26 protein-coding genes, 2 tRNA genes and 1 pseudogene are annotated in these 23898 nt (G+C 63.7%); 18 read left to right on the forward strand and 11 right to left on the reverse strand.

The features are described from left to right. Positions 1-40 precede the first annotated feature (40 nt). On the reverse strand, positions 41-826 hold the full coding sequence (locus tag ACSFC7_RS18735; protein ID WP_436344333.1) for an ABC transporter permease subunit: 786 nt from the start codon (positions 824-826) through the stop codon (positions 41-43). Further along, on the reverse strand, positions 819-1736 hold the full coding sequence (locus tag ACSFC7_RS18740) for an ATP-binding cassette domain-containing protein (RefSeq protein WP_436344334.1): 918 nt from the start codon (positions 1734-1736) through the stop codon (positions 819-821). The genes ACSFC7_RS18735 and ACSFC7_RS18740 overlap by 8 nt, the downstream gene beginning before the upstream one ends. Positions 1737-1833: 97 nt before the next feature. Between ACSFC7_RS18740 and ACSFC7_RS18745 the strand changes: the two genes are divergently transcribed. Continuing rightward, a complete protein-coding gene (locus ACSFC7_RS18745) occupies positions 1834-2472 on the forward strand; it encodes a TetR/AcrR family transcriptional regulator (RefSeq protein WP_436344335.1) in 639 nt (212 codons plus the stop codon). Positions 2473-2599: 127 nt separating this feature from the next. On the opposite strand, the gene ACSFC7_RS18750 is transcribed toward ACSFC7_RS18745, so the two are convergent. Both ACSFC7_RS18750 and priS read right to left on the reverse strand, forming a co-directional pair. Next, entirely contained in the window at positions 2600-3514 is a 915-nt protein-coding gene (locus ACSFC7_RS18750; RefSeq protein WP_436344336.1) for a hypothetical protein, read from the reverse strand. Continuing rightward, the gene (priS, locus tag ACSFC7_RS18755; RefSeq protein WP_436344337.1) at positions 3505-4686 is read right to left on the reverse strand and encodes a DNA primase small subunit PriS; all 1182 of its coding nucleotides are present in this window, start codon (positions 4684-4686) and stop codon (positions 3505-3507) included. The genes ACSFC7_RS18750 and priS overlap by 10 nt, the downstream gene beginning before the upstream one ends. A gap of 99 nt (positions 4687-4785) precedes the next feature. Here priS and ACSFC7_RS18760 point away from each other — a divergent pair, with 99 nt between their 5' ends. The 4 genes from ACSFC7_RS18760 to ACSFC7_RS18775 all read left to right on the forward strand — a co-directional run bounded on the left by ACSFC7_RS18760 (position 4786) and on the right by ACSFC7_RS18775 (position 7405). Next, entirely contained in the window at positions 4786-5508 is a 723-nt protein-coding gene (locus ACSFC7_RS18760) for a YqjF family protein (RefSeq protein WP_436344338.1), read from the forward strand. A 67-nt stretch (positions 5509-5575) separates the two neighbouring features. Beyond that, on the forward strand, positions 5576-5890 hold the full coding sequence (locus ACSFC7_RS18765) for a hypothetical protein (RefSeq protein WP_436344339.1): 315 nt from the start codon (positions 5576-5578) through the stop codon (positions 5888-5890). 89 nt (positions 5891-5979) lie between these two features. Continuing rightward, the gene (locus ACSFC7_RS18770) at positions 5980-6801 is read left to right on the forward strand and encodes a hypothetical protein (protein ID WP_436344340.1); all 822 of its coding nucleotides are present in this window, start codon (positions 5980-5982) and stop codon (positions 6799-6801) included. A 67-nt stretch (positions 6802-6868) separates the two neighbouring features. Then, the gene (locus tag ACSFC7_RS18775; RefSeq protein WP_436344341.1) at positions 6869-7405 is read left to right on the forward strand and encodes a winged helix-turn-helix domain-containing protein; all 537 of its coding nucleotides are present in this window, start codon (positions 6869-6871) and stop codon (positions 7403-7405) included. Positions 7406-7459: 54 nt separating this feature from the next. Here ACSFC7_RS18775 and ACSFC7_RS18780 read toward each other — a convergent pair whose 3' ends face one another. Then, complete coding sequence (locus tag ACSFC7_RS18780) at positions 7460-7936, reverse strand: GNAT family N-acetyltransferase (protein WP_436344342.1); 477 nt, start codon at positions 7934-7936, stop codon at positions 7460-7462. Positions 7937-8123: 187 nt separating this feature from the next. On the opposite strand from ACSFC7_RS18780, the gene ACSFC7_RS18785 reads away from it, so the two are divergent. The 3 genes and pseudogenes from ACSFC7_RS18785 to ACSFC7_RS18795 all read left to right on the forward strand — a co-directional run bounded on the left by ACSFC7_RS18785 (position 8124) and on the right by ACSFC7_RS18795 (position 11654). Further along, positions 8124-8597, forward strand: a complete 474-nt coding sequence (locus tag ACSFC7_RS18785; protein ID WP_436344343.1) for an archease — start codon at positions 8124-8126, stop codon at positions 8595-8597. Between the two features lie 153 nt (positions 8598-8750). Then, positions 8751-9065 (forward strand): annotated as a pseudogene (locus ACSFC7_RS18790) (RtcB family protein); the annotation flags it as partial. Continuing rightward, entirely contained in the window at positions 9066-11654 is a 2589-nt protein-coding gene (locus ACSFC7_RS18795) for an RtcB family protein (protein WP_436347989.1), read from the forward strand. It abuts the pseudogene before it with no gap. A 191-nt stretch (positions 11655-11845) separates the two neighbouring features. Here the strand turns inward: ACSFC7_RS18795 and ACSFC7_RS18800 are convergent, their stop codons facing one another. From ACSFC7_RS18800 to ACSFC7_RS18810, 3 genes are all read right to left on the reverse strand, one after another. Beyond that, complete coding sequence (locus ACSFC7_RS18800) at positions 11846-13198, reverse strand: Cdc6/Cdc18 family protein (protein ID WP_436344344.1); 1353 nt, start codon at positions 13196-13198, stop codon at positions 11846-11848. Between the two features lie 702 nt (positions 13199-13900). Next, positions 13901-14119 (reverse strand): hypothetical protein, encoded by a 219-nt coding sequence (locus tag ACSFC7_RS18805; RefSeq protein WP_436344345.1) that lies wholly within the window; start codon positions 14117-14119, stop codon positions 13901-13903. A gap of 105 nt (positions 14120-14224) precedes the next feature. Next, positions 14225-14890 (reverse strand): helix-turn-helix domain-containing protein, encoded by a 666-nt coding sequence (locus ACSFC7_RS18810; RefSeq protein ID WP_436344346.1) that lies wholly within the window; start codon positions 14888-14890, stop codon positions 14225-14227. Positions 14891-15083: 193 nt separating this feature from the next. Between ACSFC7_RS18810 and moaA the strand changes: the two genes are divergently transcribed. Beyond that, positions 15084-16103, forward strand: coding sequence for a GTP 3',8-cyclase MoaA (moaA, locus tag ACSFC7_RS18815; protein WP_436344347.1), 1020 nt, complete (start codon positions 15084-15086; stop codon positions 16101-16103). 40 nt (positions 16104-16143) lie between these two features. On the opposite strand, the gene ACSFC7_RS18820 is transcribed toward moaA, so the two are convergent. The 3 genes from ACSFC7_RS18820 to ACSFC7_RS18830 are packed head-to-tail and all read right to left on the reverse strand — an operon-like array spanning position 16144 to position 19717. Then, complete coding sequence (locus ACSFC7_RS18820; protein ID WP_436344348.1) at positions 16144-16722, reverse strand: DUF7519 family protein; 579 nt, start codon at positions 16720-16722, stop codon at positions 16144-16146. After that, positions 16719-18737 carry a DUF7269 family protein gene (locus tag ACSFC7_RS18825; protein WP_436344349.1) on the reverse strand — a complete coding sequence of 673 codons (2019 nt, stop codon included), beginning with the start codon at positions 18735-18737 and terminating at the stop codon, positions 16719-16721. Before ACSFC7_RS18825 ends, ACSFC7_RS18820 begins: the two co-directional genes overlap by 4 nt. Then, positions 18734-19717, reverse strand: a complete 984-nt coding sequence (locus ACSFC7_RS18830) for a DUF4129 domain-containing protein (protein WP_436344350.1) — start codon at positions 19715-19717, stop codon at positions 18734-18736. The genes ACSFC7_RS18825 and ACSFC7_RS18830 overlap by 4 nt, the downstream gene beginning before the upstream one ends. Positions 19718-19967: 250 nt before the next feature. On the opposite strand from ACSFC7_RS18830, the gene ACSFC7_RS18835 reads away from it, so the two are divergent. From ACSFC7_RS18835 to ACSFC7_RS18875, 9 genes are all read left to right on the forward strand, one after another. Then, positions 19968-20050: transfer RNA gene (locus ACSFC7_RS18835), tRNA-Ser, on the forward strand. Between the two features lie 97 nt (positions 20051-20147). Next, positions 20148-20669: a 30S ribosomal protein S13 gene (locus tag ACSFC7_RS18840; protein WP_436344351.1), complete on the forward strand. Its 522-nt coding sequence runs from the start codon at positions 20148-20150 to the stop codon at positions 20667-20669. Next, positions 20669-21190: a 30S ribosomal protein S4 gene (locus tag ACSFC7_RS18845; protein WP_436344352.1), complete on the forward strand. Its 522-nt coding sequence runs from the start codon at positions 20669-20671 to the stop codon at positions 21188-21190. Before ACSFC7_RS18840 ends, ACSFC7_RS18845 begins: the two co-directional genes overlap by 1 nt. A 1-nt stretch (position 21191) precedes the next feature. Beyond that, entirely contained in the window at positions 21192-21581 is a 390-nt protein-coding gene (locus ACSFC7_RS18850) for a 30S ribosomal protein S11 (RefSeq protein ID WP_436344353.1), read from the forward strand. 3 nt (positions 21582-21584) lie between these two features. After that, positions 21585-22334, forward strand: coding sequence for a DNA-directed RNA polymerase subunit D (locus tag ACSFC7_RS18855; protein WP_436344354.1), 750 nt, complete (start codon positions 21585-21587; stop codon positions 22332-22334). Between the two features lie 132 nt (positions 22335-22466). Continuing rightward, positions 22467-22551: transfer RNA gene (locus ACSFC7_RS18860), tRNA-Leu, on the forward strand. A gap of 153 nt (positions 22552-22704) precedes the next feature. Next, the gene (locus ACSFC7_RS18865; protein ID WP_436344355.1) at positions 22705-23058 is read left to right on the forward strand and encodes a 50S ribosomal protein L18e; all 354 of its coding nucleotides are present in this window, start codon (positions 22705-22707) and stop codon (positions 23056-23058) included. Continuing rightward, the gene (locus ACSFC7_RS18870; RefSeq protein ID WP_436344356.1) at positions 23055-23504 is read left to right on the forward strand and encodes a 50S ribosomal protein L13; all 450 of its coding nucleotides are present in this window, start codon (positions 23055-23057) and stop codon (positions 23502-23504) included. Before ACSFC7_RS18865 ends, ACSFC7_RS18870 begins: the two co-directional genes overlap by 4 nt. Further along, the gene (locus ACSFC7_RS18875; RefSeq protein WP_436344357.1) at positions 23498-23896 is read left to right on the forward strand and encodes a 30S ribosomal protein S9; all 399 of its coding nucleotides are present in this window, start codon (positions 23498-23500) and stop codon (positions 23894-23896) included. The genes ACSFC7_RS18870 and ACSFC7_RS18875 overlap by 7 nt, the downstream gene beginning before the upstream one ends. Positions 23897-23898: the final 2 nt, after the last annotated feature.

Below are 23898 nucleotides of genomic sequence, written 5' to 3' on the forward strand. Positions count from 1 at the left end.
CGCGCTCAGTACAGGGACCGGAACCGTGCTCAAATGAGTATCAGATGTCCCGTCGCTGAAACAGTCCCTGGCTGATAATCAGTAGCGCGAGGAACGCCGCGAGCAGAACTCCGACGTGGATCGACTCGAACGATCCATCGATGAGAACCCGAGTCGGGTCGTAGTAATGCGTCGGGCTGACGTATTGGATCCACTCGAAGTCGGTTCCGGCACCGACCACCGACTCTACGAGGAAGAGAGCGAATACGACTCCGACGGCCGCTCGCTCCGCGACAGCGGCCCGATCGACGAGGACCGAGAGAACGACACCGATCGCCGCACAGACGAGCAGGTACGGGATCGACAGTAGGTGAGCCAACGCGAGATGCACCGGATCGATCGTCTCGCCGATAGCCAACACGAGAACGTAGATCACGCCGCCGACGACGACGTTGAGTGTGACGATGGGGAACAGCAACGAAGCGAACTTCTCGGCGAGCAGTCGCGACCGGGAAACCGGGAACGAGAGCAGTAAATCCATCCGTTCGTCCTCAATGTCACTCGCAATGAGTCCCCCAGCCACGTACGCGAAGTACAGCCCCAATCCGAGCAACCAGACGAAATTAAAGATCTGGCCGCCGAGGAAGCCCTCGATCGAACCTAACGCCTCGATTCCGAACGCTTCGATCATCGCGGGCGGCATATCCTGGGCTATCGTCTCGAAATCAGTCCCCTCCAAGACGGTGAAATACCAGACGATAAAGGCGGCGTAGAGACTGACACCGGCAGTGAGTACCGCCGTTCCTCGAACGCGCTGGCTCGTCTCGTACCGGGTAGTTTCAAGCATCGGGCACCACCTCCTGACCGGATTCCGATTCCCCATTTGCCCCGTAGTAGTGCATGAAGACGTCTTCGAGCGGGGGTTCGCTGATCTCTATCTCACGGACGTCGTGGGTCGCGAGCTCGCGAAGCAGTGTGTTGTACTCGCCGGTGTAGATGAACTGGATCCCTTCGGCGAACGCGGTCACGTCGATAACGCCGTCGAGAGCCGCTAGCTTCGAACCGGCCTCTTCGGTCGTCTGGATTCGGACTCGCTTGCCACCTCGATCTAGCAACGTTTCGACATCCTCTAGCCCGACGAGCGTCCCCTCGCGGAGAATCCCGACTCGGTCACAGACACGACGGACCTCACTCAGCACGTGCGAAGAGAAGAAAATCGTCTTCCCTCGCTCACGCTCACCCCTGACGAACTCGTTGAACTCCTCCTGTTTGAGCGGATCGAGCCCGGCGGTCGGTTCGTCCATGATCACGAGTTCGGGATCGTGCATGAACGCCTGGACGATCCCGAGCATACGCTTGTTTCCGGTCGAATACTCACGGATCGGCCGTTCGACAGGGGGCGTGAACACGTCGAGGAGTTCGTCCTGCCGTTGGCCACCTTTGATCGACGCGTGGTAGTCGAGCACCTGCTGACCGGTTACCTCCTCGTCGAATCCGAGATGAGCCGGTAAGTATCCGATTCGTTGCTTCGCGTCGATGAGTGCATCCTCGTCACGGACGTCCGCGCCGAGTACTGTCGCCGTTCCGGACGTCGGTTCGAGCAATCCGAGAAGCGTTCGAATCGTGGTCGTCTTTCCGGCCCCGTTCGGGCCGAGAAAACCGAATATCTCACCCGTTTCCACGGTGAACGAGAGAGCGTCTGCGCCGAGAACGCTCCCGTAGTCTTTCGTCAGGTCTTTCACTTCGATCGTAGCCATACTATCGATAGGTTCTATGACCAGATATCTATTTTGGTTATAGAGTAATAACCGAGAACCGGTTTGGTTATAGGTTTTCGAGAACTAACTGGCATTCATGCGTAAATTCAGCGAGGAAGAACGAGACCGGATACGAGAGCAACTGATCCAGACCGGGCGTGAGCTGTTGCTGACGTACGGACCGGCGAAAACGACCGTGAAAGACATCACTGAACCGGTGGGAATTGCTAAACCCACGTTCTACCAATTTTTCGACGCGAAATCCGACCTCTATATCGAGATTTTCGAACGGGAGTTCGACGAGTACGTCGAGACCATGCAGTCGGAACTGGAGGGGGTCGAAGATCCGCGAGAACGACTCGAGCGGTTCTTCCGGTGCTACGCCGAATTTGGCGAAGAGAACGAATTTATCCAGCAAGTATTCCTCAGAGGCGACTATCGAGACGTCATCGGGAACTTGTCGTCCGAACAGATCGCGGAGATGGAACGGAAAGAGATGGAAGCGTTGATCCCCCCCATCGAAGACGTTCAGGCGCAGAGCGAGGGCCCAATAGCGGAGATGGATCCGGTAACTGTGTTGGGGATTATGGGTTCGTCGCTCGGTCTGTTAGTGCTTCATAAGGACGACTACGATGAATACGAGAATGTTTTCGACGAGATCGACGGCGGGGTCTACGATCACGTTCAGGAGGCGCTGATAGCAACGCTTGCGAGAGGTCTCACAGTCGCAGACTAACGGATCGAGAGTGGACGTCGTGGTGAAGAGTCTCGCTGCCGTGCGAATTTTGCGCGGGCAGTTCGCATCGACCCACGGACGTGTTCGAGACGGACTCGCCGGCAGGATTGCGTTCGAACAGTACCTGTTACTCGAGCGATTCGGCCGCTTCCTGCTCGAGCAACGGCGTCGCGTTCTGTTCGGGCAGGGTAACGATGTCGTCGGTCGAGAGCGAGTACTCGCGGTCGTCGACACCGAGAATCGAGCCGATGTCGCGGGTGATCTTGACGGTCACGCGCTCGACGTCGTCGGCATCGTTCGCCTCCGCTCCAGAAGCAGTACTGACATTGTCCGACGGTGTCGGTGCCGCCTCTGACGGCGAATCGGCGTCGTCGATCTCCGGCCCGTCGCCGCCCATGACGTCCGCGGGCGTCACGCCACTCGAGCCGTCGGACCCCTCGGTGGGCGTCTCGCTCCCGTCGGCCGCGGGAGGGGAGTCGACGTCGGCCGGTGGATCCTGCGGTGGCACCGGCGGCGCGTCCTCGGACGGTGCGTCGGGGTCCGTCGTGCCGGAATCGTCGATCGGATCGACAGTCGTCGGATCGGGGTCGACACCGGCGTCGGCTCCGGCCGCAGGATCGGATCCGTCGCTGGCACCGGTCCCAGCCTCGGTCTCGAGACCCTCGAGGACGTCGAGCACACGCGTTTTGTTCGAGGAGATTCGATCCACGAGGTCGTCGAAGAGGTCGGCCTCTTCCGCAGTGAGGCCGTCGTCGTCGGCCGGCATCCCGGCCGCGGCGAGGCTGGCCTGTTTGACGAGTTTGCCCATGCGACGCTCGTAGATGGCTTCGACGACGTCCTTGGCGGTCTCGATCTCGTCGGTGAGTCGGCCGACTTCGGGCGAGGAAAAGGGATCGTCGGCCTGCTCGGCGACGCGGTCGCGTTCGTCCTCGAGGTCGGCGATGTACTCGCCGACCTCCTGGTAGAACGAGGGGCGCAGATTCTGGAGGCTATCCTTCTGGCGCTCCTTGCTCTGGACCGAACGCAACTCGTCTAAATCCATTCTTTCTCCTTCTCGGCGCGGCCGCGTGCCATCAGGAACACGGCGACGTACTCTGGTAGTGACTGGTCACCCTCCGTGACCGTAAAACTATCCCCACCGAGTTCGACCTCGCCGCCCCGGGTCACGTCGACGCTGATCTCGTGGCCCCGAAACGTGTCGGGGACGGCGTCGTCTAGGGGGTCGAAGTCCTCGATCTCGTCCCGCTCGAGGCGAACCGTTTTCAGTCCGCTGCCGCCGTGCAGGCTCCCCGGCAGGCGGATGAGACGGTTCGTGTCGGTGGTTACCGGCTCGTCGATCGGCGCGTTGTCGCGCTCGACCGCCTGGGTGGCGAATCGCTCGGCCAGTTGGGAGACCGCGGTGTGGACGGTGACGTTGCCCGCCTCGAGTTGCTCGCGGTTGTTACGGGCGGCGTTGAGCGTCGCCGTCGCCTTCCCCTCGCCGATGCCGTCGAACGCCTGGAGACGCTCCAAGGCGTCCTCGTCGTCCATCTCGAGCAGTTCGTCGACGAACGCCATCAGGTGGTCGTGGGTTCGCGCGCCCCAGCCGCCGTCGATCTCGAGCGTCCGTCGCTCCGTCGGCGTCTTGCGGCCGAGTCCCGCGACGGTCTCGGTCTCGATCAGTTCCTCGTAGTCCATCCCGATGCCGCGAACGTAGTCGACGATCTCTCGGCGGTGCTCGCGATCGAGGTGGAGCACGTTCTCGTCGCGGACGTGGACGTGGTAGCCGCGGCCGCCCGAGAAGACGAACTCGAGGTCCTCGAAGCCGAAATCGTCCTCCAGGAACTCGAGTAACCGAAGGAGCGCGTCCTTACACTTGGCGAGCATCTCGGCGTAGGAGTCCTCGCCGAGCGTCACGCTCGGCAGGTGGTCCGCGTCCAGGTCGAAGACGAGGTCGGCGGACTGCCAGTCTTTCGCGCTCATCGAACTCGCGCCGGGGTCGCGGAACCGGCCCGCCGAGAAGTAGACGTGCTGTGGCCGTTTGCGGACGAGGAACTCCGAGAGATCGCCCAACTCGAGGAGCGACCGGTGGCGGACCATCGTCGTATCCGGGCCTTCGGTCCAGGGGATGTAGCCCCACTCGCGCTCGTTGGCCGCGGGCGGCGGCGTGATCTCCGTCCGCCGGTAGTGATCGCGAAATCGACCGCGAAGATAGGCCCTCGTTCGCTCCTCCATGCGTCTGGGGTAGTCGTGGGTGAGGTGGTATAATCCTGCCGAATGGTCGACTCCGAACGCACCTATTTCCGCGTCGTAGTCCTCGGTTGAAGTGAACCGATGATCGGATCACTGCACATGGGCTGGCGGCACGTCCTCTTCGCTAACTGGCCAGTCGATCCGGCCGCAGTCGAGACCCACCTCCCGAAAGCGCTGACACTCGATACGTACGACGGGCGGGCGTGGCTCTCGGTCGTTCCGTTTACGAACGTCGACGTACGGCCGCGGCTGCTCCCGTCCGGCGCAGGGCTCCCGCTCCCCGAACTCAATCTCCGGACTTACGTGACGTACGACGGCACGCCGGGCGTGTACTTCTTCAGTCTCGACGCCGACGGACTCCTCGCGGTTCTCGGCGCTCGACTCTTCCACCACCTCCCGTACTATTACGCTACCATCGATCTTCGCACGGTAAACGGTCGAATTCGATTCGCGAACCGTCGTCGTCATCCCGGAGCCCGGCCGGTTCAGTTCGACGCGACGTACGGACCGGTCGGCGACCGGTACGCTGCCGAACCGGACACGCTCGCCCGATTCCTCACGGCGCGATACCGCTACTACACCGAAGCGCCGGACGGGACGCTCCGCTACGCCACCATCGACCACGACCCGTGGCCACTGTACGATGCGGACGTCGAAATCGAGACCAACACGCTCTTTCGAGCGAACGGGTTCGCGACCCCGGATTCCGATCCCGTTCACTTCTACAGCCCCGGTGTCGAGACGATCGCTTCCGAGAGTATCCGTACAGGTGACTCGGAGAGAGCCGATTCGAACGCGAGATAGATCCGATGGAGCCCGGTTCCTCGTGTAACAGTTATCCGGTTGCACAGTGTACTCACGTGACAGACAGATGGTTCCGTCACTCGACGCGGTAATCGACGACGTCGATCTGGAGAACGAACTGCTCCAACTGCTCGTCTCGGAAGCGGTGCGCATGGCACTTGAAACGCCACTACGCGAGCCCATTCTCGAGGCCGTCGGCGAAACGACTGGTGACCCACTCGACGAACGACGCGACGGCGACGAACCGACTGCAGACGAGGAATCCGATACCGGGGGCAAGAGCGGGCTCACGATGGCCGTTCAGGGACTGGCAGTCTTCGTCGTGCTGTTCGTCGCGCTGTACGTCGCGCTCAGGTACCTACTCGGCGACGAAGAGGAGTGAGACGTGAGAAACCGACCGTACTGGTGCCCCGCACGGACGACGCATTCGGTGGCAGTAGTACGTTCGCCCCGCTCAGCTAGCGTCGGTCGATGAAACTCTTCGAGTTCGTTCGGCAGCGGCAGTGGATTCCGGTCACCGGCTATCTGATCTACATTTCGGCGCTCGCGGCGGGCTACTACTACAACCTCACTTTCGTTCAGTTGGGACTGATCGATCTCGGGACGCGACTCGCCGGAATGCGTTCTCGGGAGGTATCGATGGCGATGGCCGCGCTCGCACTCCTCACGCTCGTGGTCGCCGTGGCGAGCGGTGTCCTGATGGACCGCCGCGGCTGGAGCACCGACCTGTACGTGAAATTCAGGCTGCTCTTTTGCGTGCTGGCCGTCCAGTTGGTTCTTACCGTCGCCGCACCCGCCGTGAGCACGCCGGAGCAGTTCCTCCTCTGGGTGGTCGTCTGCTCGACGACGCTCGGACTCGGCATTCCGGTGACGTTCAGCTTCACGATCGACTTCGTCCCGGTCCGTGATCGCGGCTACGTCGCGGCGATCGTGGCGGGGCTCTCCTTTTTCGTCGCGGCGCTGTATCCGATCGAGTGGCGGATCGAAGAGTTTAGCACGGTCGTGGCCGTGGCGATGGCGCCAGCGCTCCTCGTGCTCGGCGTGCTCTCGGTCAGACGATTCGCGGTTGTAGACGTCCTGGCCCGTCAGCACGAGCAGTTCGGCACCGGACGGTTCTGTCGGCCGACACTGGCGGCGAGGATTGCCACGTCCTCCCCAGCCGATTCGCTCGTTCGCAGGCTCACTCGCTCATCCCTCGCACATAGTCGTCGATCGCCCCTCACTCTCGTTCGGGACGATCGACAGCGCGCGCCACCGCAGCGGCAGTGCGAGGCTCGAGACACGCGTCGGTAGCCGAGTCACACTCCCGAGCGGCCGTTCGGCTGAACGACTTTTACGACTCGCCCGCCAACCCCAGATAATGGCCGAATTCACGTCGGACGTCACGGTCGAAGACGTCGCGGTCCGGGACACGAACGTCTCGAGCGCCGTCGACGAGCCCGTTCGCGCGATGATCCTCGACATGCTCGCGGAGGGGGAACGCTCCGTCGCGGAGATCGACGACGACCTCGAGGCGCGGGGCTACGACCGGACCCGCAACACGGTGCGCCACCACGTCAACGAACTCCGGGACGCCGGTCTCGTCGAGGTCGCACGCCTCGAGGAGCGCAACGGCGGGACGACGAAGTACTACCGCGCGAACACGATCGTCCTCTCGTACGCGCTCCCCGACGGTGCGCGGGAGGACGTCGCGGAAATGGCCGCGTTCCTCGCACCGGAGGTGGCGGAGCTCGTGGCCGGCCTCGAGTCGGAGTACGGCGAGACGATCGACCGGATCGCCGACGAGATGGCGCCGTGCGAGCACTGCCGCGACCAGAAGTACGAGACGTATCTGCTGTTGACGGTTCTTCGCCGAGCGTTCATCGAGGGGGCCGCCCGAGGCGATACCGACGGATAGTCCGGGCTCGTCGAGCGTTCGTCTCAGCGCCGCCGCAGTCGCTCGATCCGTCGGCTACCGACGCATCAGTTCCGAGATCTTGTCGGTGATCCCGACGTCGGAGCCGAGTTTCAGGTAGTAGGCGTCGCCGCCGTCCTCGTAGTAGTCGTCGATGCGGCGTTTGATCTCGAACCCCAGGTGTTCGTAGAACTGGAGGGCGTTCTCGTTGCTCGTCCGGGCGTGGCACGTGATCGTATCGTGGTCTTCGGCGACGCGCGCGACGAGTTGTTTGCCGATCCCCTCACCGCGAAGGTCGGGCGAGACCGCCAGAAAGAGAATGTAGCCGTCGCGTCGAACGGCCGCGAACCCGATCAGTTCCCCCTCCCGAACGTAACAGTGGACCGTCGAGCGACGATACGCGTCGGAGAAGAAGTCGTGGCGCTGTTTGAGCACGCCTTCCTGCTGATTGATCTCCTCCTTGAGCTGCCAGGCTTCGTCGACGAAGTCGTCACTCCCCGGCGTGACGACGCAACTGTCGATATTGACGCTCACTATTGCACCCTACCAGCGTCGCCAATATAATTCCACCGGCAGTCAATCGTTCGAAATATCAGACGAGTGACCCGCTTCGAGAGCGCTCTCCGTCGATCGCTCGTCGAACGGTGCGTTCCGGCGGTGCCGTTCGCCACGAAACCGACGGGCATACCACCCCGGTCGTCGAACCCCTGGCCAACGACCGATGACACGAGCACAGGGCGGACGCTTCGAACTCCGGGATCACACGGCCGACGTCGCGGTCGCAGCGACCGGCGACACGCTCGAGGCCGTCTTCGCCGCGGTCGCCGACGGCCTCGCAGCCGCCTCGGCGGACGACGTTCCCGACGAGACGGGTGACCGGTTTTCGCTCTCCGTGAGCGCGGAGAACCGCGAGGCCCTGCTGTTCGATTACCTCGACGAACTGATCTACGAGCGGGACGTGCGCGCGGAACTTCCGGTCGACCACCGCGTCGAGCGAATCGTGGAGTCGGACGGGAACGACGTTGGGGGCGACGAGGACACGTGGACCCTTGAGGCCAGCACTCGCGGCGTCCCGCTCGACGAGATCGACGCGCGCGAGGTGAAGGCCGTGACCTACTCGGAGATGCGTCTGGAGCGAGTCGGCGACCCGGAATCCGACGGCGGCTGGGAGTCCTACGTCGTCTTCGACGTCTGAGCGCGTCGAAACAGTCCCGACCGGCGGCGACTGACGGTCTCGCGTCTCTCGATCGCTCGAGATCGGTTTCGAACGTCCGGTGACAGCGATTCCGACCGGCGACGGCGGCGGCAGAGACGAACTTCTTTCACCGTCCGGCGTCGAGATGTGCGTATGAGCGACACCACGTTCGACGCCGACGGCATCACGCTCGAGAAAGTGCGTGACTACGTCTGGGAGATTCCGCGGGAGGGTGACATGCGCGTCCCCGCGCGAGTGCTCGCGAGCGAAGCGCTCCTCGAGCAGATCGAGGACGACAAGACGCTCGAGCAGATCACAAACACGACCCACCTGCCCGGAATTACCAACTACGCGATCTGTATGCCCGACGGCCACCAGGGCTACGGCTTCCCCGTCGGCGGGGTCGGCGCACTGGACGCCGAAACCGGCTGTATTTCGCCGGGAGCGGTCGGCTACGACATCAACTGCTTGACGGGAGATACGGACGTACTTCTCGAGCACGGTCGTCGTCTTCCGATCGAAGACCTCGAGGACCGGTTCGAAGAAGAGAACGCGATGGTTGCCGGAGACGAACTCACCCCGTCACCGATCCGTCTGTTCACCGAACGGGAAAACGCGACGGTGTACAAAGTAGAAACGGAAACCGGCGATCGGATCACCGCAACTGCAGATCACCCCCTCCGAACGCCGAACGGAATGCGCCCGCTCGAGGATCTCACCGAAGGCGACGAGGTACTCCTGCAGCCGTTCCGCGGCCTCCCCGACGAAGAACCCGAGGAGTTCACGGTTCTCAGCGAGGACGACTTCGCCGACGAGAATCCACAACTCGTTCGGGCACTCGAGGAGCGTGATCTCCTGCCGTTGAAGTCGACCGACGACGCGTTCAATCGGTTCCTCAAACTCGTCGGATTCCACACCGGAGACGGTGCGATCGGAAGTGGCGGGCAGACGTGGTTCTACGGCGAACCTGTGGATCTCGATTCGATTCAAGACGACATCGAAGCGACCGGATTCACCCCATCGAAAATCTACGAGCGAGAGCGATCACACGAAATTGACGGCAAATCGTTCGAGACGACGGAGTACAGCGTCCGGTCGACCTCGAAAGCGTTCCAAAAAGTCCTTCTCGCACTCGGTGCACCCGACGGACGAAAGATCGAATCCGACTTTACGACACCGTGGTTCTTCGATCGGCTGACGAACTGGCAGAAAACGCTGTACGTCTCAGCCTATTTCGGTGCCGAAATGAACGTCCCTGCGGCCCAGCACGACAAGAACCTGTACTGTCCGAAAGTGTCGCAGACACGGGTCGCCGATATGGCAGACGCCGGTGAGGAATTCATGGCGGGTCTTGCCTCGTTCCTCGGTGATCTCGACATCGAAACGAACGAGATCGAACGTTTTGAGACGGACTCGAGTGCCGATAGAGAGACCATTCGGCTTCGACTCGGAATCAAAAACGACTCCGAGAACCTGATCCGGTTCTTTTCGACCGTCGGGTACCGCTACAACCACGAAAAGCGCCGAAAAGCGGCCAAAGCAGTCCAGTATCTCAAGACGAAAGAAGCAGTGATCGACCGTCGGGCGACGGTCGCTCGTGAGGCCAAAGCGATGGCCGATGGCGGAACGCCAGCGAGCGATATCAAGTCGGAATTCGAGATCAACGAACGATTCATCGAACGAAGTATCTGGGGGGGACGAAGCGGTCGACCGCGACCACCTTCAGAGTTTCCGGGATTCGACGATTACTGTGAAACAATCACGATTGGTGACGATTACACCGTTTCAGCTCAGATTCGTTCGGTCGATACGGTCGATGAAAAGCAGCCAGTGTACGACATCGGTGTTGCCCACGACGCACACAATTTCGTGGCCGACGGATTCGTCGTTTCCAACTGCGGCGTCCGGATGATGCGGACGAACCTGACGTACGACGAGCTGCAGGGCAACGAACGGGAGCTCGTCGACTCGCTATTTACCAACATCCCGTCAGGACTCGGCGGCGGCGGCATCGTCGAAGCCGGCGTCGACACGGTCGACGAAATCCTCGCCCGGGGCGTCGACTGGGCGCTCGAGAACGGCCACGCCGTCGAGGAGGACCTGCTCCACTGCGAGGACGAAGGGATGCGCGAGGGTGCGGACCCCGAGAAGGTGAGCCAGAAGGCCAAGGACCGCGGGAAGAACCAGATCGGCTCGCTCGGGTCGGGGAACCACTTCCTCGAGGTCCAGCGCGTGACCGACGTCTTCGATGGCGACGTGGGCGCGGCGTACGGCCTCGAGGAGGACCAGATCGTCGTGTTGATCCACTGCGGCTCGCGGGGGCTGGGCCACCAGACGTGTAACGACTATCTGCGCAAAATCGAAAAGCAACACCAGGGTCTCCTGGACCAACTCCCGGACAAGGAGCTGGCGGCCGCACCGGCCGGCTCGCAGCTCGCCGAGGACTACTACGGCGCGATGAACGCGGCGATCAACTTCGCGTGGGTCAACCGCCAGCTGATCATGCACCGGACGCGCCAGGTCTTCGAGCGCGTCTTCGACCGTTCCTGGCAGGAGATGGAGATGGACCTGCTGTACGACGTGGCGCACAACATCGCGAAGAAGGAGACCCATACGGTGACCGACGATGGTGAGCAGCGGGAACTCTACGTCCACCGCAAGGGTGCCACGCGCGCCTTCCCCGCAGGCCATCCCGAGGTCCCGGCGGCCTACCGGGAGGTCGGCCAGCCGGTCATCATTCCCGGCAGCATGGGTGCCGGAAGCTACGTTCTGCGGGGCGGCGAGAACTCGATGGATCTCACCTTCGGTTCGACGGCTCACGGGGCGGGGCGACTGATGAGTCGCACGCAGGCCAAAGACGAGTTCTGGGGCGGCGACGTCCAGCAGGAGCTCGAGGAACAGGACCAGATCTACGTCAAAGCGCAGTCGGGGTCGACGGTGGCCGAGGAGGCCCCCGGCGTCTACAAGGACGTCGACGAGGTCGTCCGCGTCTCCGACGAACTCGGTATCGGCGACAAGGTGGCGCGGACGTTCCCCGTATGTAACATCAAGGGGTGACAGCAACGCCGGACCGCTCTTCGTTCGATACGTACGGGAGCACTGCCTCCGTCTCGGGAGTTACTGCCCGAGGCCCGAGATTTGACGTCGAATACGACGCGGAGCACCTCATACGGGCCGCTGTAAGTCATTTTCGGAACGACCGTGAGCCGTCCTGCGGTCGCTCCGGTAAACAGTTACAGCTGACCGTATCACGAGTCGCGGAGAGAGTGGCGTGCGATCGAGCGAGCGATCGATAGATCGAGTTCGTCGAACGTATCGTCTTCCTCGAGCGTCTCGAGGACGGCCTCGACCGGTTCCGTGAACGTGAACACGAGGTGGACGCCGCTTTTGAACCCGCCGCTCGTCCGCTCGCTCTCGAGAACGCCGTACGTTCCCGCCTTGTTGATGTGGCTGTTGACGGTCTCCTGGGTATAGACGTCGCGGTCGGTGCGCTGGCAAATCTCTCGATACAGCGTGTAGACTGCCGGACTCGGGGCGGCCCCGTTATTCACGTCCGCGACGACTGCCGCGGCGTAGAGCGAGAGCTTCTTCTGGAGGGTCATTCCGCCGACCATCTCGAGCACGCGGTTCTTCACGACCGAATCGTTGGCCGCGTGGACGTGTTGTTCCGTGACGACCGTCTCCCCGTTCCGGTTCGCGATCTCACCCGCGTCGCGAAGCAGGTCGATCGCTCGCCGCGCGTCGCCCTCGTTTTTCGCCCCGTAGGCGGCCACCAGTTCGATGACGCCGTCCTCGAGCGCGCCCTCCTTGAACGCGTCGCGTCGACGGTTGAGGATCTCGATGAGTTCAGTCGCGTCGTAATCGGAGAAGTGGATGCCGGTCGGATTGTACGAACTGTCGGTTCTGCTGTCCAAGTTCTCGCGGAACTTGGGGTGGTTGGTGATCACGACCGTCGAGACGAGGGTATCCACGTGTTGTTCGGCCATCACTCGGCTCAGGCTATACAGCAATCGGGAGTACGCGGGCTCGTCTTCACCGACGCGGCCGGTGAGGGCGTCGATCTCATCGAGAATGAACACGAGCGCGTCGAAGTGACGGTCGACGATCTCGTAGAGGCGAACGTATTTCGCGTCCGTTGAAACGCCCTTCCGCGGGATGTCCCACGCGACGCCGGCCTTTTTCGCGGTCTGATGCCCGAGTTTCCAGACGGCGCGATCCAGCGAGTGCGACTCCATCGTCTTGAAGTTCACGGCGACGAAGTCGAAGGTGATCTCGTTCTGCGTGGCGCGTTCTCGCACCTTCTCGGCGACCGCTTTCACGGTGAGACTTTTCCCGGTGCCGCTCGGTCCGTACAGCAGGAGATCCGGAGGACGTTCGCCGTCGAGGGTATCGCGGAACGCACGCGCTTCGGCCGCCAGTTGTTCGTCGCGGCCGTAGATCCGGTTGTGATCGACGATCGTGTTCGAATCGACGAGTTGCTTGTTCTCGAAGACGGTCTTCCGTTCGCCATCGAGGATGCTATCGACGATAGACGACTCGGGGGACCGGGGCGTGCCATCGTCGTCCCCGTCTCCTCGAGCGGTCGATGGCTCCTGATCCATTATCGGCACTGCTCACGAAACTGCAATACCTCTTTCGAAATGAGTGGGCTGTGGTCGTAATGAAGGGTCCGTGGTCGAAATGATTCGGGAAGAAGCCGTGTCGGTCTCCGAAGTGCGGCGACTCCCGGCGAAATGAAGGCACCGTTGTCGAAATGAATCCCCGGTACCCACCGTCGCCGAAATGAAGACACTGTGAGCGAAATGAAAGTCGAAGCGGACCGTTGTCGAAATGAAGGCACCGTTGTCGATATGAAATTGGAAGGGCGCGAGTACGGACGAACGTCCTGGATCAGTCCCACACCGTGATCGAAATGAAACGGAGAAATGGAGGGATCGGTGACCGCCAACAGCGAACTAGGGAGCACCGTGACCGGCGCTCGAGTACCGTGATCGAGATGAAAAACACGGAACCTCGCGCCGAACCGGTGTTTCCGCCATCTACGATGGCTAACGGGCCAAAAATCGGATCCGGCGGCTAGATTTCATTTCGAACACGGTGTGTGAGGGTCACTCTCTAGACGCTGCTAGAAGGAATTTCATTTCGAATACAGTGTGAGGGACGACTCGGAACGGAGATGCTACGTCCCTCGAATCAATCCACGGAGCAGTCACGGAGCGTTCGGTACCGAGTTCGAATCCGTCGGATGATTTCTCCGAAACGGAGTCGCCTACTGAGACGGAGCCGTCCCGTACACGTCCACGTTACTTCAGCCGAAACGGATTGTCGTCGTTCGCTCCGTCGCCCTCGTCGTTCTCGCTCTCGTACGGCTTTCGCGCCGTAATCGTCACCGTCGCCTCGGGGTCGTCCTCGTCGGCCCACGGGCTGTCGTACGCCGAAATTTCGAGATCGGTCACGTCCCAGCCCTCCTCCTCGATGAGTTCCACGAGGCGGCGCTGGTCTTCGAGCATGTCCTCGTCCATACCGCCTCGTTCGAGGCTGATCCGGGTAGTTCTTGTGCCGACCGCTCGAGCGCTCCGAACCCGCTCGAACGACTGGGTCCTCTCGAGCGACGGCGACCGAGCGCACTATCGCTCGTCGTCGGTGCCGACGTCGATGGCCTCCTGCACGAGCGTCTGATGTGCGCGCCGGAGCCGTTCGGAGAGCGCCTGATGGGAGATCCCGAGTTCGTCCGACAGCGCCTCCATGTCCATATCGCGGGGGATCTGGTAGTAGCCGCGATCGAGGGCCGCGACGAGCGTCTCGTACTGAGCGTCGGTCAGGCCGTAGAGGCCGTGTCGATCGTCCTCGAGCTGGTGGATCTTCTGAATATCGACGGTCAGGCCGCGGTCGGAGGCGAACTCGTACGTGCTCGAGAGCGACTCGCGTTCCGGGAAGAGCACCCGGAACCGCCAGTGTCTTTCCTCGACGCTCGCGTCCAGAATCGTCGCCTGCTCTTCGGTCAGGAGGTGGATGATGACGGTGACGTCGTCCACCCAGTTCAGTCGGTAGAGCCGCTCGTCGTCCAGATCGGTGAGCAACTCGTACTCCTCGACGCTCGGGTCGTCCGCGAGCGCGTCGTGAAGCGTGGAAAGCGTCGATTCGTCGCCGTCGAACCAGACGTACGGCATGACGTAGTCGGGATCGTACGCGACGACGCGCTCGATCTCGACCCCGACGGCGTCCGTGGCCTCGAGCGTCTCCCGGAGGGCGAACTCCTCGGCGGGAATCGTCAGTTCTGCGATCGTACTCATGTCACTATCTACCACGTCCTTCCCCAATAGTAATCGATCCGAAACCGAGACTGGAATCGATCGCGTCTCGACTCGGGACGCCGAGACGCGACGCGGGAGTGCGACCGCTCCGACCGAGAACGCAACCTAAACCGGTTACGTACGGGTGGAAACACCCGGCGTGTTTAAGCGGATCCACCTGCAATCGGATGGTATGCTCACCGACGAGTTCGGGCGGGAGGTTACCGGGGTTCGGGTTTCTCTCACCGATCGGTGTAACTTCGACTGCGTCTACTGTCACAACGAGGGATTGGGCGACACCCGAGGACCGATGGATCCCCAGGACGACGAGATGTCGACCGACGACGTCGTCACGTTTCTCGAGGTCGCCGCGGAGTTCGACGTCGACGCGGTCAAGTTCACCGGCGGCGAACCGATGCTTCGGCAGGATCTCGAGGAAATCATCCGACGGACGCCTGACCAGATGGAGGTCTCGCTGACGACCAACGGCACCTTCCTTCCCGGACGGGCCGAGGACCTCGTCGACGCCGGCCTCGAGCGGGTCAACGTCTCCCAGGACGCGCTCGATCCGGAGGATTTCGCCGCCGTGACCAAGAGCGGGGCGTACGACAAGGTGCTCGAGGGCGTCGACGCGGCGCTCGAGGCCGGTCTCGATCCGGTCAAACTCAACATGGTCGTCTTCGAGCACACCGCGGGCTACGTGCCGGAGATGGTCGACCACGTCGCGGAAAACGAGGGGCTGCAGCTACAGTTGATCGAATACATGCCCGAGTTGACCGGCAAACCGGAGTGGAACATCGACATCCAGCGCGTCCACGACTGGCTCGCCGATCGAGCCGTCGAGATCGAACACCGCGAGATGCACGACCGGAAGCGATACTGGGTCGGTAGCAGCGACGCGGACGACGGAAACGGACGCTCACCGGACTCGCCCGGTATCGGCATGGTCGAGATCGTCGACCCCGTCGAGAACGCCACGTTCTGTGCGAACTGCCACCGGGTCCGCGTCACCCACGAGGGCTACCTGAAGGGCTGTCTCAACCGGAACGACGACCTGAAGCCGATGGGCGAGATGACCAAACCCGAGATCCGGGAGGCGTTCCGCGAGGTCGTCGCGAACCGGGTGCCCTACTACGGCGAATACATGGTCAAAAACGGCGACGACGAGTGGGAGCTCAACGACAAGTACGTCGGCGAGTACGCCGAGATCTGAGCCTCGATCGCTCCCGGCCGATTTTCCGGACGGTTCGCGCTCACCGGCCTCGCGAGAGACTCGTTCCACTTCTGGCGGCGGATCGGTCGCGGCCCCGACCGAGACCGACGATCAACAGGACCGCGGCGAGCAACAGAAACACGGCCGCTGCGGCCGGCTGACTGCCGCCAGCGACGACGTAGACCGCGTAGCCGACCGTCCCCGCGAGCAGCCCGATCAGGAGACTCGAGACGACGTGGACCGCCTCGAGTCGGACCGTCTGGGCCTCCCGACCGAGTTGGTCCCCGAGGGCGACGGCACTGTGGCCGAGATCCCACGCGACGACGACGGCGATCGTTCCGACGACGGTGGGTTCGACCGCCGTTCGATCGAGGCCAGCGACGACGATTCCGGCGAAGAGGATCACCGCGCCCGCGTCGAGGGCCGATCGACGCGACCGGACGAGCCCGATAGCGAAGACGACGGCACCGACGCCACCGAACGCGAGCGCGCTGGACGGTCCGACGACGGTCGAGAGGAGTCCGATCAGGACGGCGACGATCGCAGCGGTGCTCAGGACGAGGGTGGGCCGCCGCGTGATCCCCTCGCCGCGGTCGTCGACACGTCCGTCCTCGGTCATCGACGACCACCCGCGTGGCGTGCGAAGACGGTGTCCAACGACTCGTCGTCGGGCCAGTCGACGACCGGAACCCCCGCTCGCTGGAGGTCGATCGCTCGGACGCGGCGAGCGACGCGCGCCAGTTGCTGGCCGGCCGTGCGATCGGCCGTCGGATCCGGACTGACGACGGTCACCGGGTGGCCGTGGGCCTCGAGTTGCCGGGCGATTGTGACGGACGCGTTGTCACAGAGCGGCGTCAGGAAGACGATCTGACTATCGCTGGAGAGCCGGCGTCGAATCGTCCGCAGTTGGCCTCGCCAGCGACACTCGTCGTCCGGGGGGAGCGTCGCGAACTGGGGATGTGTCGCGAGCCGCTCCCGAAATCGCACTTCGTGATGGCGACCCGATGCCGGCGCGAGCCAGCACGGGTCGGTCGTCGACGAGTTGCCTCCGTCGCGGTCGACCGGTCCGATCGCGGCGAGACCGACCGTTTCGCCCGTCGCGAGCAGCGATGCACCGATCCGCCCCGCGGCGTCGACCGATCGATCGACGGCGTGGGCCGCGTCGGGCGTCGGCGCGCGGTAGGCCGCCAGCCGCGTGTCGACCAACACGACCACGCGGGCCGCCCGCTCCTCGTGGAACTCGAGGGTCGCGAGGTCGCCGGTCTTGGCGCGGCGGTTCCAGTCGATCCGGTTGAGCGGATCGCTCTTGCGGTACTCCCGGACGGAGTGAATCGTCGTCCCGGAGCCGCCCTCGGCGGTCCGTATTCGACCGGCGTAGGCCGCCGTCGCGTCCCGGAGCGGCACCGCCGTCGCGAGCGGACGCATCGAGGGCTCGCAGACGACCGTCGTGTCGGCGCCGACGACGTACTCGCGTTCCGTCGATCGCGAGAGATCGAGGGCGAGCACGAGCGCCGGATCGAACTCGTGCGTTCCTCTGCGGGCGGTCACCGTGTACTCGAGCGTCACCGACTCCCCCGGTCGCAACGCGGTTCCGAGCCGACTCGTCCCCTCCGTGACCGCCATCCCCGCGGGAACGCCGTCGACGAGTCGCAGGTCGGGGACGAACGCGCCGCTCTCGTTCGTGACCGTCAGGGTGACCGCGAGGTCGTCACCGGGGTCGGGATCGTCGTCGCTCAGCGTCCGCTCGAGGGAGAGATCGAGTTCCGGCGGCTCGAGGGCGCGGGCGAAGCCGGCGTACCCGACGCCGACGACGCCGGCGAGGACGACGGGCGGCGCCTCGGCGATCGCACCGATCCCGACGGCGAGCAGCGCGATGGCGCCGACGCCGGTCCAGTGGCCGGTCGGGCGACGCCGACGGGATTCGATGTCGTCGACGGGGTCGGTCGCCGTCCGGTGTTTCGACCGCGACTGGGTGCGCGGTCCGGTCGAGCGTTCGTAGACGGGTAGCGGCGGCGGATCTCGATCGCCGGTCGACCGGTCGGATTCGGCAGTCGAGTCGTCGGTCTCGTCGGCGAAATGCTCGGTACCGATCGCAACGATCGCGGCGACCGTGTGCTGGACGCCGCGCTGGAACCCGCTTTCGCTGGACCGTCCGACGATGGCCGTGAGCCGTTGCCGGATCGATCGCGAGGGGAGCCCCTCGGACTCCGCGAGGAACGCGGCTGCGGTTCGGTCGTCGGTCCAACTGCCGTCCTCGACGCGACGGATCGCCTCCTCGTCGGAGAGTCCCTCGAAGCGTGTCAGTGCGGCGACTGCGGCCGTCCTGAGCCTGGCGGTGAGCCGGTTGCTGTCGACGACGTAGCCCGACTTCATCCCGCGGAACTCCTCGACGGCATCGACGAGCGATCGGCCGGGAACCGAAACCTCGGTCCGTCGCTCGGGATCGGGCGTGCCGGCGTGGGTGTGGTCACCGTAGCCGCGCGAGAGACCGATGAGTCCGATCCCGAGCGCGAGGAGTGCGACGAAGACGATGGTCTCGCTGGCCAGATCGACCTCGAGTGCCCCGACGACGATGCCGATCGCCGCGAGGAAGGTGACGCCCCCGAGCAGGACCGCGATACGGGCGGTGTTCACCGGTCGTCACCTCGGAGTCGATGCTCCTCGACGGCCCGGGAATCGATGCGCTCGTCGCTCGAGTCCGCGGTCGCGGACTCGGCGTACTCGGCTTCGATCCGGCGAAGCACCTCGATCGCTCGGCTCTCTCGCTCCGAGGTCGTCGGTGCGTCCCCGTATCTGACGTCCTCGAACAGCCGAGTGAGTTCCTCGACGTCGGCGCGGTCCATCCCCGCGTCGGTGGCGGCGCGAGCGAACTCGCGCGGCGTGCTCGAGTCCGGCCGCTCGACGTCGAGCGGCCGGGTCATCTCCCGCCAGGCGCGATAGACGGCGTTGTCGAACTCGTCGGTCTCCTCGAGTCGGTCGGCCGCCGCTCCCGCGGCCGTGCCGACGGCCGCTGTCGTCTCGGTGTCGGCCTGCGAGTCGTCGGCGAGGGCAGCGTCGTACCGTTCCTCGTCGGAGCCGTCCGAATCTCGCGAGAGGAACAGTCCGACGAGGAAGATGCCCGTGATCATCGCCAGGAGGGCGAGTAACGGACCGCTCGAGATCGACGTGTCCTCCTCGCCGGATCCGGACGGGCCGTCTCCGCCGGTACCGCCTCCACCACCCGAGGGATCCGGCGGTTCCATCTCGCCCGCGGGGAACGGCATCACCGCTATCACGGCGTACACCATCACTGCCGTGATGAAGAGGACGACCAGGCCGATCGCGATCAGTTTGACCGCCTCGCGTCGGTGCGCGACGAGATACCAGACGAACGCGACCGTGAGGAGCACGAGCAACAGGACGATCAGGTACTCGAGAAACGGCGGGATACCCCCGTCAGGTGCGCCCTCCGCCGCCGGCTGGGCGATACCCTCTCCGTCACCGCCTCCGCTGCCGTCGCCCGTGCCGTCGCTCCCGGGTTCGAGCGGCGAGCGGACGGTCGCCGCCGCGAGCGCGATGGCGACGATCGCACAGGCTGCGGCGGCTAACCGACGGAGGGGCGTAGAGTCGATCACCAGTTACCGGCAGCTAACGGCCGTATGATAATAAATTGACCCATTGGGTCGATCGTTCGACCGCGATGCGGTTCGAGCGGCGCGTCGTCACTCGTTCCGTCGATCGATCGGCAGTTAGTCGGCCCGAGTGCGTTCGCCCTGGTCGCGGCCACCTTTCGTTGCGCTTAAGTACCCGTCGGGGGTAAATTCGGGTGCAATACGTGTAGGGGACCAGTCCCCGAGTCCGCGAGGGCGATGATAGAGACACGGTGTTGTGGTAGCCAAGCGGCCCAAGGCGCATGGTTGCTAACCATGTGGCGTCAAGCCTCCGGGGTTCAAATCCCCGCCACAACGTCGGCTATACTGGCGACTCGTCGTCAGTATTCAGTACGCTGGCGCGCTTGCGCCAGACGCTTGCAACGCGCGCAGACCAGACAGACATACACGACACATGAGCGAGGAAGAACCTCAAGAACAACAGGACGACGAAGACCTTCAGTACTTCGTCCGCATCGGTCAGACCGACCTCGATGGGACGAAGTCCGTCGAGCGCTCGCTCTCGGAGATGAACGGGATCGGTCGACGGACCGCCCGGCTCATCGCCGACGAAGCGGGTGTCGACCGGACAGCGACGTTCGGTCGACTCGATGACGACGTCATCGACGAGGTCGTCGAACAGGTAGAGAACTACGCTGACGAAGTTCCCGAGTGGCTGAACAACCGCCAGTCGGACTTCTACACCGGGGAAACGACCCACGAGATCGGCAACGATCTCCAGTTGACCCGGCAGCACGACATCAACCGGATGAAGATGATCGACTCCTACAAAGGCTCGCGCCACAAGCGCGGACAGAAGGTCCGCGGTCAGCGAACCAAGTCCACCGGTCGTACGGAGGGCACCATCGGAGTCAACGTCGAAGAGATCCGCGAAGAACAGGCGGAGGAAGCCGCCGCCGAGGAGGATGACGAATAATGCCGCTCGGAACCGACACCAAACAGTACGAGACGCCGAACCACCCGTATCAGGGTGAACGGATCGCCTCCGAGCACTCCCTGCTCGACCGCTACGGGCTCGCGAACAAAGAAGAGCTCTGGCGCGCACAGTCCGAGCTTCGCTCCTACCGGCGCGAGGCTCGAGAACTGCTCGGCCAGGCCCAGGACGACGAAGTCGTCATCCGCCGCTCCGAGGAGTTCCTCGGTCGGCTCAAACGCGTCGGCGTCCTCGACGAGGGCGACGAACTCGGTGACATCCTGTCACTCGAGATCGAGGACGTCCTCGAACGACGGCTCCAGACGGTTGCCTACCGGAAGGGACTGGCGAACACGCCACAGCAGGCGCGCCAGTTCATCATCCACGGGCACATCGTCGTCGGCGAACAGCGCCACTGCATCCCGTCGTACGTCGTCGACGTCGACGAGGAGGACCTCGTCGCGTTCGACGAGAACAGCCCACTCGCGGACGATCTCCACCCGGAACGAGCGGAGGGTCAATAACATGAGCCAGAACGACGATAAGTGGGGCGTAGCCCACGTGCACGCATCGTTCAACAACACCGTCATGACCGTGACCGACCTCACGGGCGCGGAGACGATCGCCAAGTCCTCCGGCGGGACGGCGGTCAAACAGAACCGCGACGAGGCGTCGCCGTACGCGGCCATGCAGATGGCCGAGTCCATCGCCGAGGAGGTCAAGGCGGCCGGCATCACGGGCCTGCACGTTCGGGTCCGCGGCCCCGGCGGCAACCTCCAGAAGTCTCCCGGTCCTGGCGCACAGGCGACGATCCGCGCGCTCGCCCGTGCCGGCATCGAGATCGGCCGCATCGAAGACGTCACGCCGATCCCGCACGACGGATCGCGCGCACCGAAAGGCAAGGGCGGCTACTAACCCATGACAGCAGAGTACGACGTCGAGTTCGTCGAAGACGGGGACCGCGAAGTTCGCTTCCTCGTCCGCGGCGTAACGCCTGCGTTCGCCAACGGGATCCGCCGCGCGATGGTCGCCGACGTCCCGACCATGGCGATCGACACCGTCCGGTTCGTCGAGAACTCGTCGGTCATGTTCGACGAGCAGCTCGCGCTCCGGCTCGGGCTCGTCCCGCTGACGACCCCGCCGGAAGGCGAGTTCGTCGAGGACGATACCGTCACGCTCTCGATCGACGTCGAAGGGCCGGCCACCGCCTACTCGGGCGACCTCGTCTCGAGCGACGATCTCGTCCAACCCGCGGACGAGAACGTGCCGATCATCGATCTCAAGGACGGTCAGCGCCTCGAAGCCGAGGCCGACGCCATGCTCGACCGCGGGAAAAACCACGCGAAACATCAGGGTGGCGCCGCCGTCGGCTACCGACACCTCCAGCGTGTCGCAGCCGTCGAGGACCTGCCGGAGTTCGAAGAGCAGGAGTCACAGATCGTCCGTGGCGTTGTCGAAGACGACGGCGAACTCGTTCCGACGAGCGAGTTCGACCACGATCTCTCGAACCGATACCCCGGCAAGCAGATCGAACTCGAGGACGTGCCGAACGCCTTCGTCTTCCACGTCGAGACGGACGGCTCGTTCACCGCTGACGAACTCGTCACGCGAGCCGTCGATTCGATCGAGGCGCGCGCGGCCGAACTCGAAGACGCAGTACAGCTGTAGACATGATCCACCGCCCCCACACCCACACGGACGAACGCCCGTTCGCCAGCGCCGTGAGCGACGAGACTGGCGCGGCTTCGTCCACTGGAATCGAAAGGGGTTTGAAGGGGCGACGGATAGACAGAAGTGCGAGCAGGGATAGCCAAGTCAGGCCAACGGCGCAGCGTTCAGGGCGCTGTCTCGTAGGAGTCCGCAGGTTCAAATCCTGCTCCCTGCATCCACTTCTCACCAGTCGATCGAAACCCGGTAGAGACGCGATCAGCCGAGATTCGCGTGTCCGGCGTTCCGATCGACGCGATATCGATTCCACTACCGCTCGAGGCCGCGAGCACTCGCTCGCCCTCGAGATTGCAGTATTTGGAGGAAACCAATGAGTAGCAAAACTAATCCGAGGCTCAACGATCTTATCGCCGAGCTGAAGTCGACGTCCCGCGAAGCGGACGCCGACGTCTGGCGAGACGTTGCGGATCGACTCGAGAAGCCCCGGCGCACCCACGCAGAGGTGAACCTGGGCCGCATCGAGCGATACGCACGCGAAGAAGAGACCGTCGTCGTTCCCGGCAAAGTGCTGGGCTCCGGCGCACTACAGAAGAACGTCACCGTGGCCGCCGTCAACTTCTCTTCGTCCGCAGAGACGAAGATCGATCAGGTCGGCGAGCCGGTACCGCTCGAGCAACTGCTCGAAGAGAACCCCGAAGGGTCCAACGTACGGGTGATTCGATGAGTATCGCGGAGTTCGACGCGGACGTCGTCGTCGACGCCCGTGACTGCATTCTCGGTCGCGTCGCCAGCGAGGTCGCACAGCGCGCACTCGACGGCGAACGCGTCGCGATCGTCAACGCCGAAGATGCCGTCATCACCGGCGACAAGGAGGACATCTTCGACAACTACCGCACGCGAGTCAACCTCGGCTCCGACCGCGGCCCCTACTACCCGAAGCGACCGGACACGATCTTCAAGCGGTCCGTTCGCGGGATGTTGCCGTACAAGAAGACGCGCGGTCGCGAGGCGCTCGAAAGCGTCCGCGTCTACGTCGGCAACCCCTACGAGGACGACGACGATCACGAGGCCGAGATCCTCGAGGAGACGTCGCTGGATCGCCTGTCGAACATCCGCTTCGTCCACCTGGGCGAAGTCGCCGATCAACTCGGTGCTAACGTCACATGGTAACGAACACGAGTGGGAAGAAGAAGACGGCCGTCGCCCGCGCGACCGTTCGCGAGGGCGAGGGTCGCGTCCGAATCAACTCCAAGCCAGTCGAACTGGTCGAACCGGAGATGTCCCGCCTCAAGATGCTCGAGCCGTTCCGCATCGCCGGCGAGGACCTGCGCAGCGAGATGGACATCGACGTTCGCGTCGAGGGCGGCGGCATCAGCGGTCAGGCAGACGCCGTCCGCACCGCCATCGCACGCGGCATCGTCCAGCACAGCAACGACGCCGAACTCCGCGACGCGTACTTGGAGTTCGACCGGTCGCTGCTGGTCAACGACGTTCGCCAGTCCGAACCGAAGAAGTGGGGCGGCCCGGGCGCTCGGGCTCGCTACCAGAAGTCCTACCGCTAAGG

The organism is Natronorubrum halobium (assembly GCF_051351675.1).
In the GTDB taxonomy this organism is placed as follows: Archaea; Halobacteriota; Halobacteria; order Halobacteriales; family Natrialbaceae; genus Natronorubrum.

Excerpts from the sequence above, each read along its gene's own strand:
- ACSFC7_RS18745 (WP_436344335.1), top strand. The coding sequence starts at position 1,834 with ATGCGTAAATTCAGCGAGGAAGAACGAGACCGGATACGAGAGCAACTG.
- ACSFC7_RS18875 (WP_436344357.1), top strand. The coding sequence starts at position 23,498 with ATGGTAACGAACACGAGTGGGAAGAAGAAGACGGCCGTCGCCCGCGCG.
- ACSFC7_RS18870 (WP_436344356.1), top strand. The coding sequence starts at position 23,055 with ATGAGTATCGCGGAGTTCGACGCGGACGTCGTCGTCGACGCCCGTGAC.
- ACSFC7_RS18740 (WP_436344334.1), bottom strand. The coding sequence starts at position 1,736 with ATGGCTACGATCGAAGTGAAAGACCTGACGAAAGACTACGGGAGCGTT.
- priS (WP_436344337.1), bottom strand. The coding sequence starts at position 4,686 with ATGGAGGAGCGAACGAGGGCCTATCTTCGCGGTCGATTTCGCGATCAC.
- ACSFC7_RS18805 (WP_436344345.1), bottom strand. The coding sequence starts at position 14,119 with ATGGACGAGGACATGCTCGAAGACCAGCGCCGCCTCGTGGAACTCATC.
- ACSFC7_RS18810 (WP_436344346.1), bottom strand. The coding sequence starts at position 14,890 with ATGAGTACGATCGCAGAACTGACGATTCCCGCCGAGGAGTTCGCCCTC.
- ACSFC7_RS18840 (WP_436344351.1), top strand. The coding sequence starts at position 20,148 with ATGAGCGAGGAAGAACCTCAAGAACAACAGGACGACGAAGACCTTCAG.
- ACSFC7_RS18765 (WP_436344339.1), top strand. The coding sequence starts at position 5,576 with ATGGTTCCGTCACTCGACGCGGTAATCGACGACGTCGATCTGGAGAAC.
- ACSFC7_RS18800 (WP_436344344.1), bottom strand. The coding sequence starts at position 13,198 with ATGGATCAGGAGCCATCGACCGCTCGAGGAGACGGGGACGACGATGGC.
- ACSFC7_RS18770 (WP_436344340.1), top strand. The coding sequence starts at position 5,980 with ATGAAACTCTTCGAGTTCGTTCGGCAGCGGCAGTGGATTCCGGTCACC.
- ACSFC7_RS18785 (WP_436344343.1), top strand. The coding sequence starts at position 8,124 with ATGACACGAGCACAGGGCGGACGCTTCGAACTCCGGGATCACACGGCC.
- ACSFC7_RS18820 (WP_436344348.1), bottom strand. The coding sequence starts at position 16,722 with ATGACCGAGGACGGACGTGTCGACGACCGCGGCGAGGGGATCACGCGG.
- ACSFC7_RS18865 (WP_436344355.1), top strand. The coding sequence starts at position 22,705 with ATGAGTAGCAAAACTAATCCGAGGCTCAACGATCTTATCGCCGAGCTG.
- ACSFC7_RS18750 (WP_436344336.1), bottom strand. The coding sequence starts at position 3,514 with ATGGATTTAGACGAGTTGCGTTCGGTCCAGAGCAAGGAGCGCCAGAAG.
- ACSFC7_RS18850 (WP_436344353.1), top strand. The coding sequence starts at position 21,192 with ATGAGCCAGAACGACGATAAGTGGGGCGTAGCCCACGTGCACGCATCG.
- ACSFC7_RS18760 (WP_436344338.1), top strand. The coding sequence starts at position 4,786 with ATGATCGGATCACTGCACATGGGCTGGCGGCACGTCCTCTTCGCTAAC.
- ACSFC7_RS18775 (WP_436344341.1), top strand. The coding sequence starts at position 6,869 with ATGGCCGAATTCACGTCGGACGTCACGGTCGAAGACGTCGCGGTCCGG.
- moaA (WP_436344347.1), top strand. The coding sequence starts at position 15,084 with ATGCTCACCGACGAGTTCGGGCGGGAGGTTACCGGGGTTCGGGTTTCT.
- ACSFC7_RS18735 (WP_436344333.1), bottom strand. The coding sequence starts at position 826 with ATGCTTGAAACTACCCGGTACGAGACGAGCCAGCGCGTTCGAGGAACG.
- ACSFC7_RS18845 (WP_436344352.1), top strand. The coding sequence starts at position 20,669 with ATGCCGCTCGGAACCGACACCAAACAGTACGAGACGCCGAACCACCCG.
- ACSFC7_RS18855 (WP_436344354.1), top strand. The coding sequence starts at position 21,585 with ATGACAGCAGAGTACGACGTCGAGTTCGTCGAAGACGGGGACCGCGAA.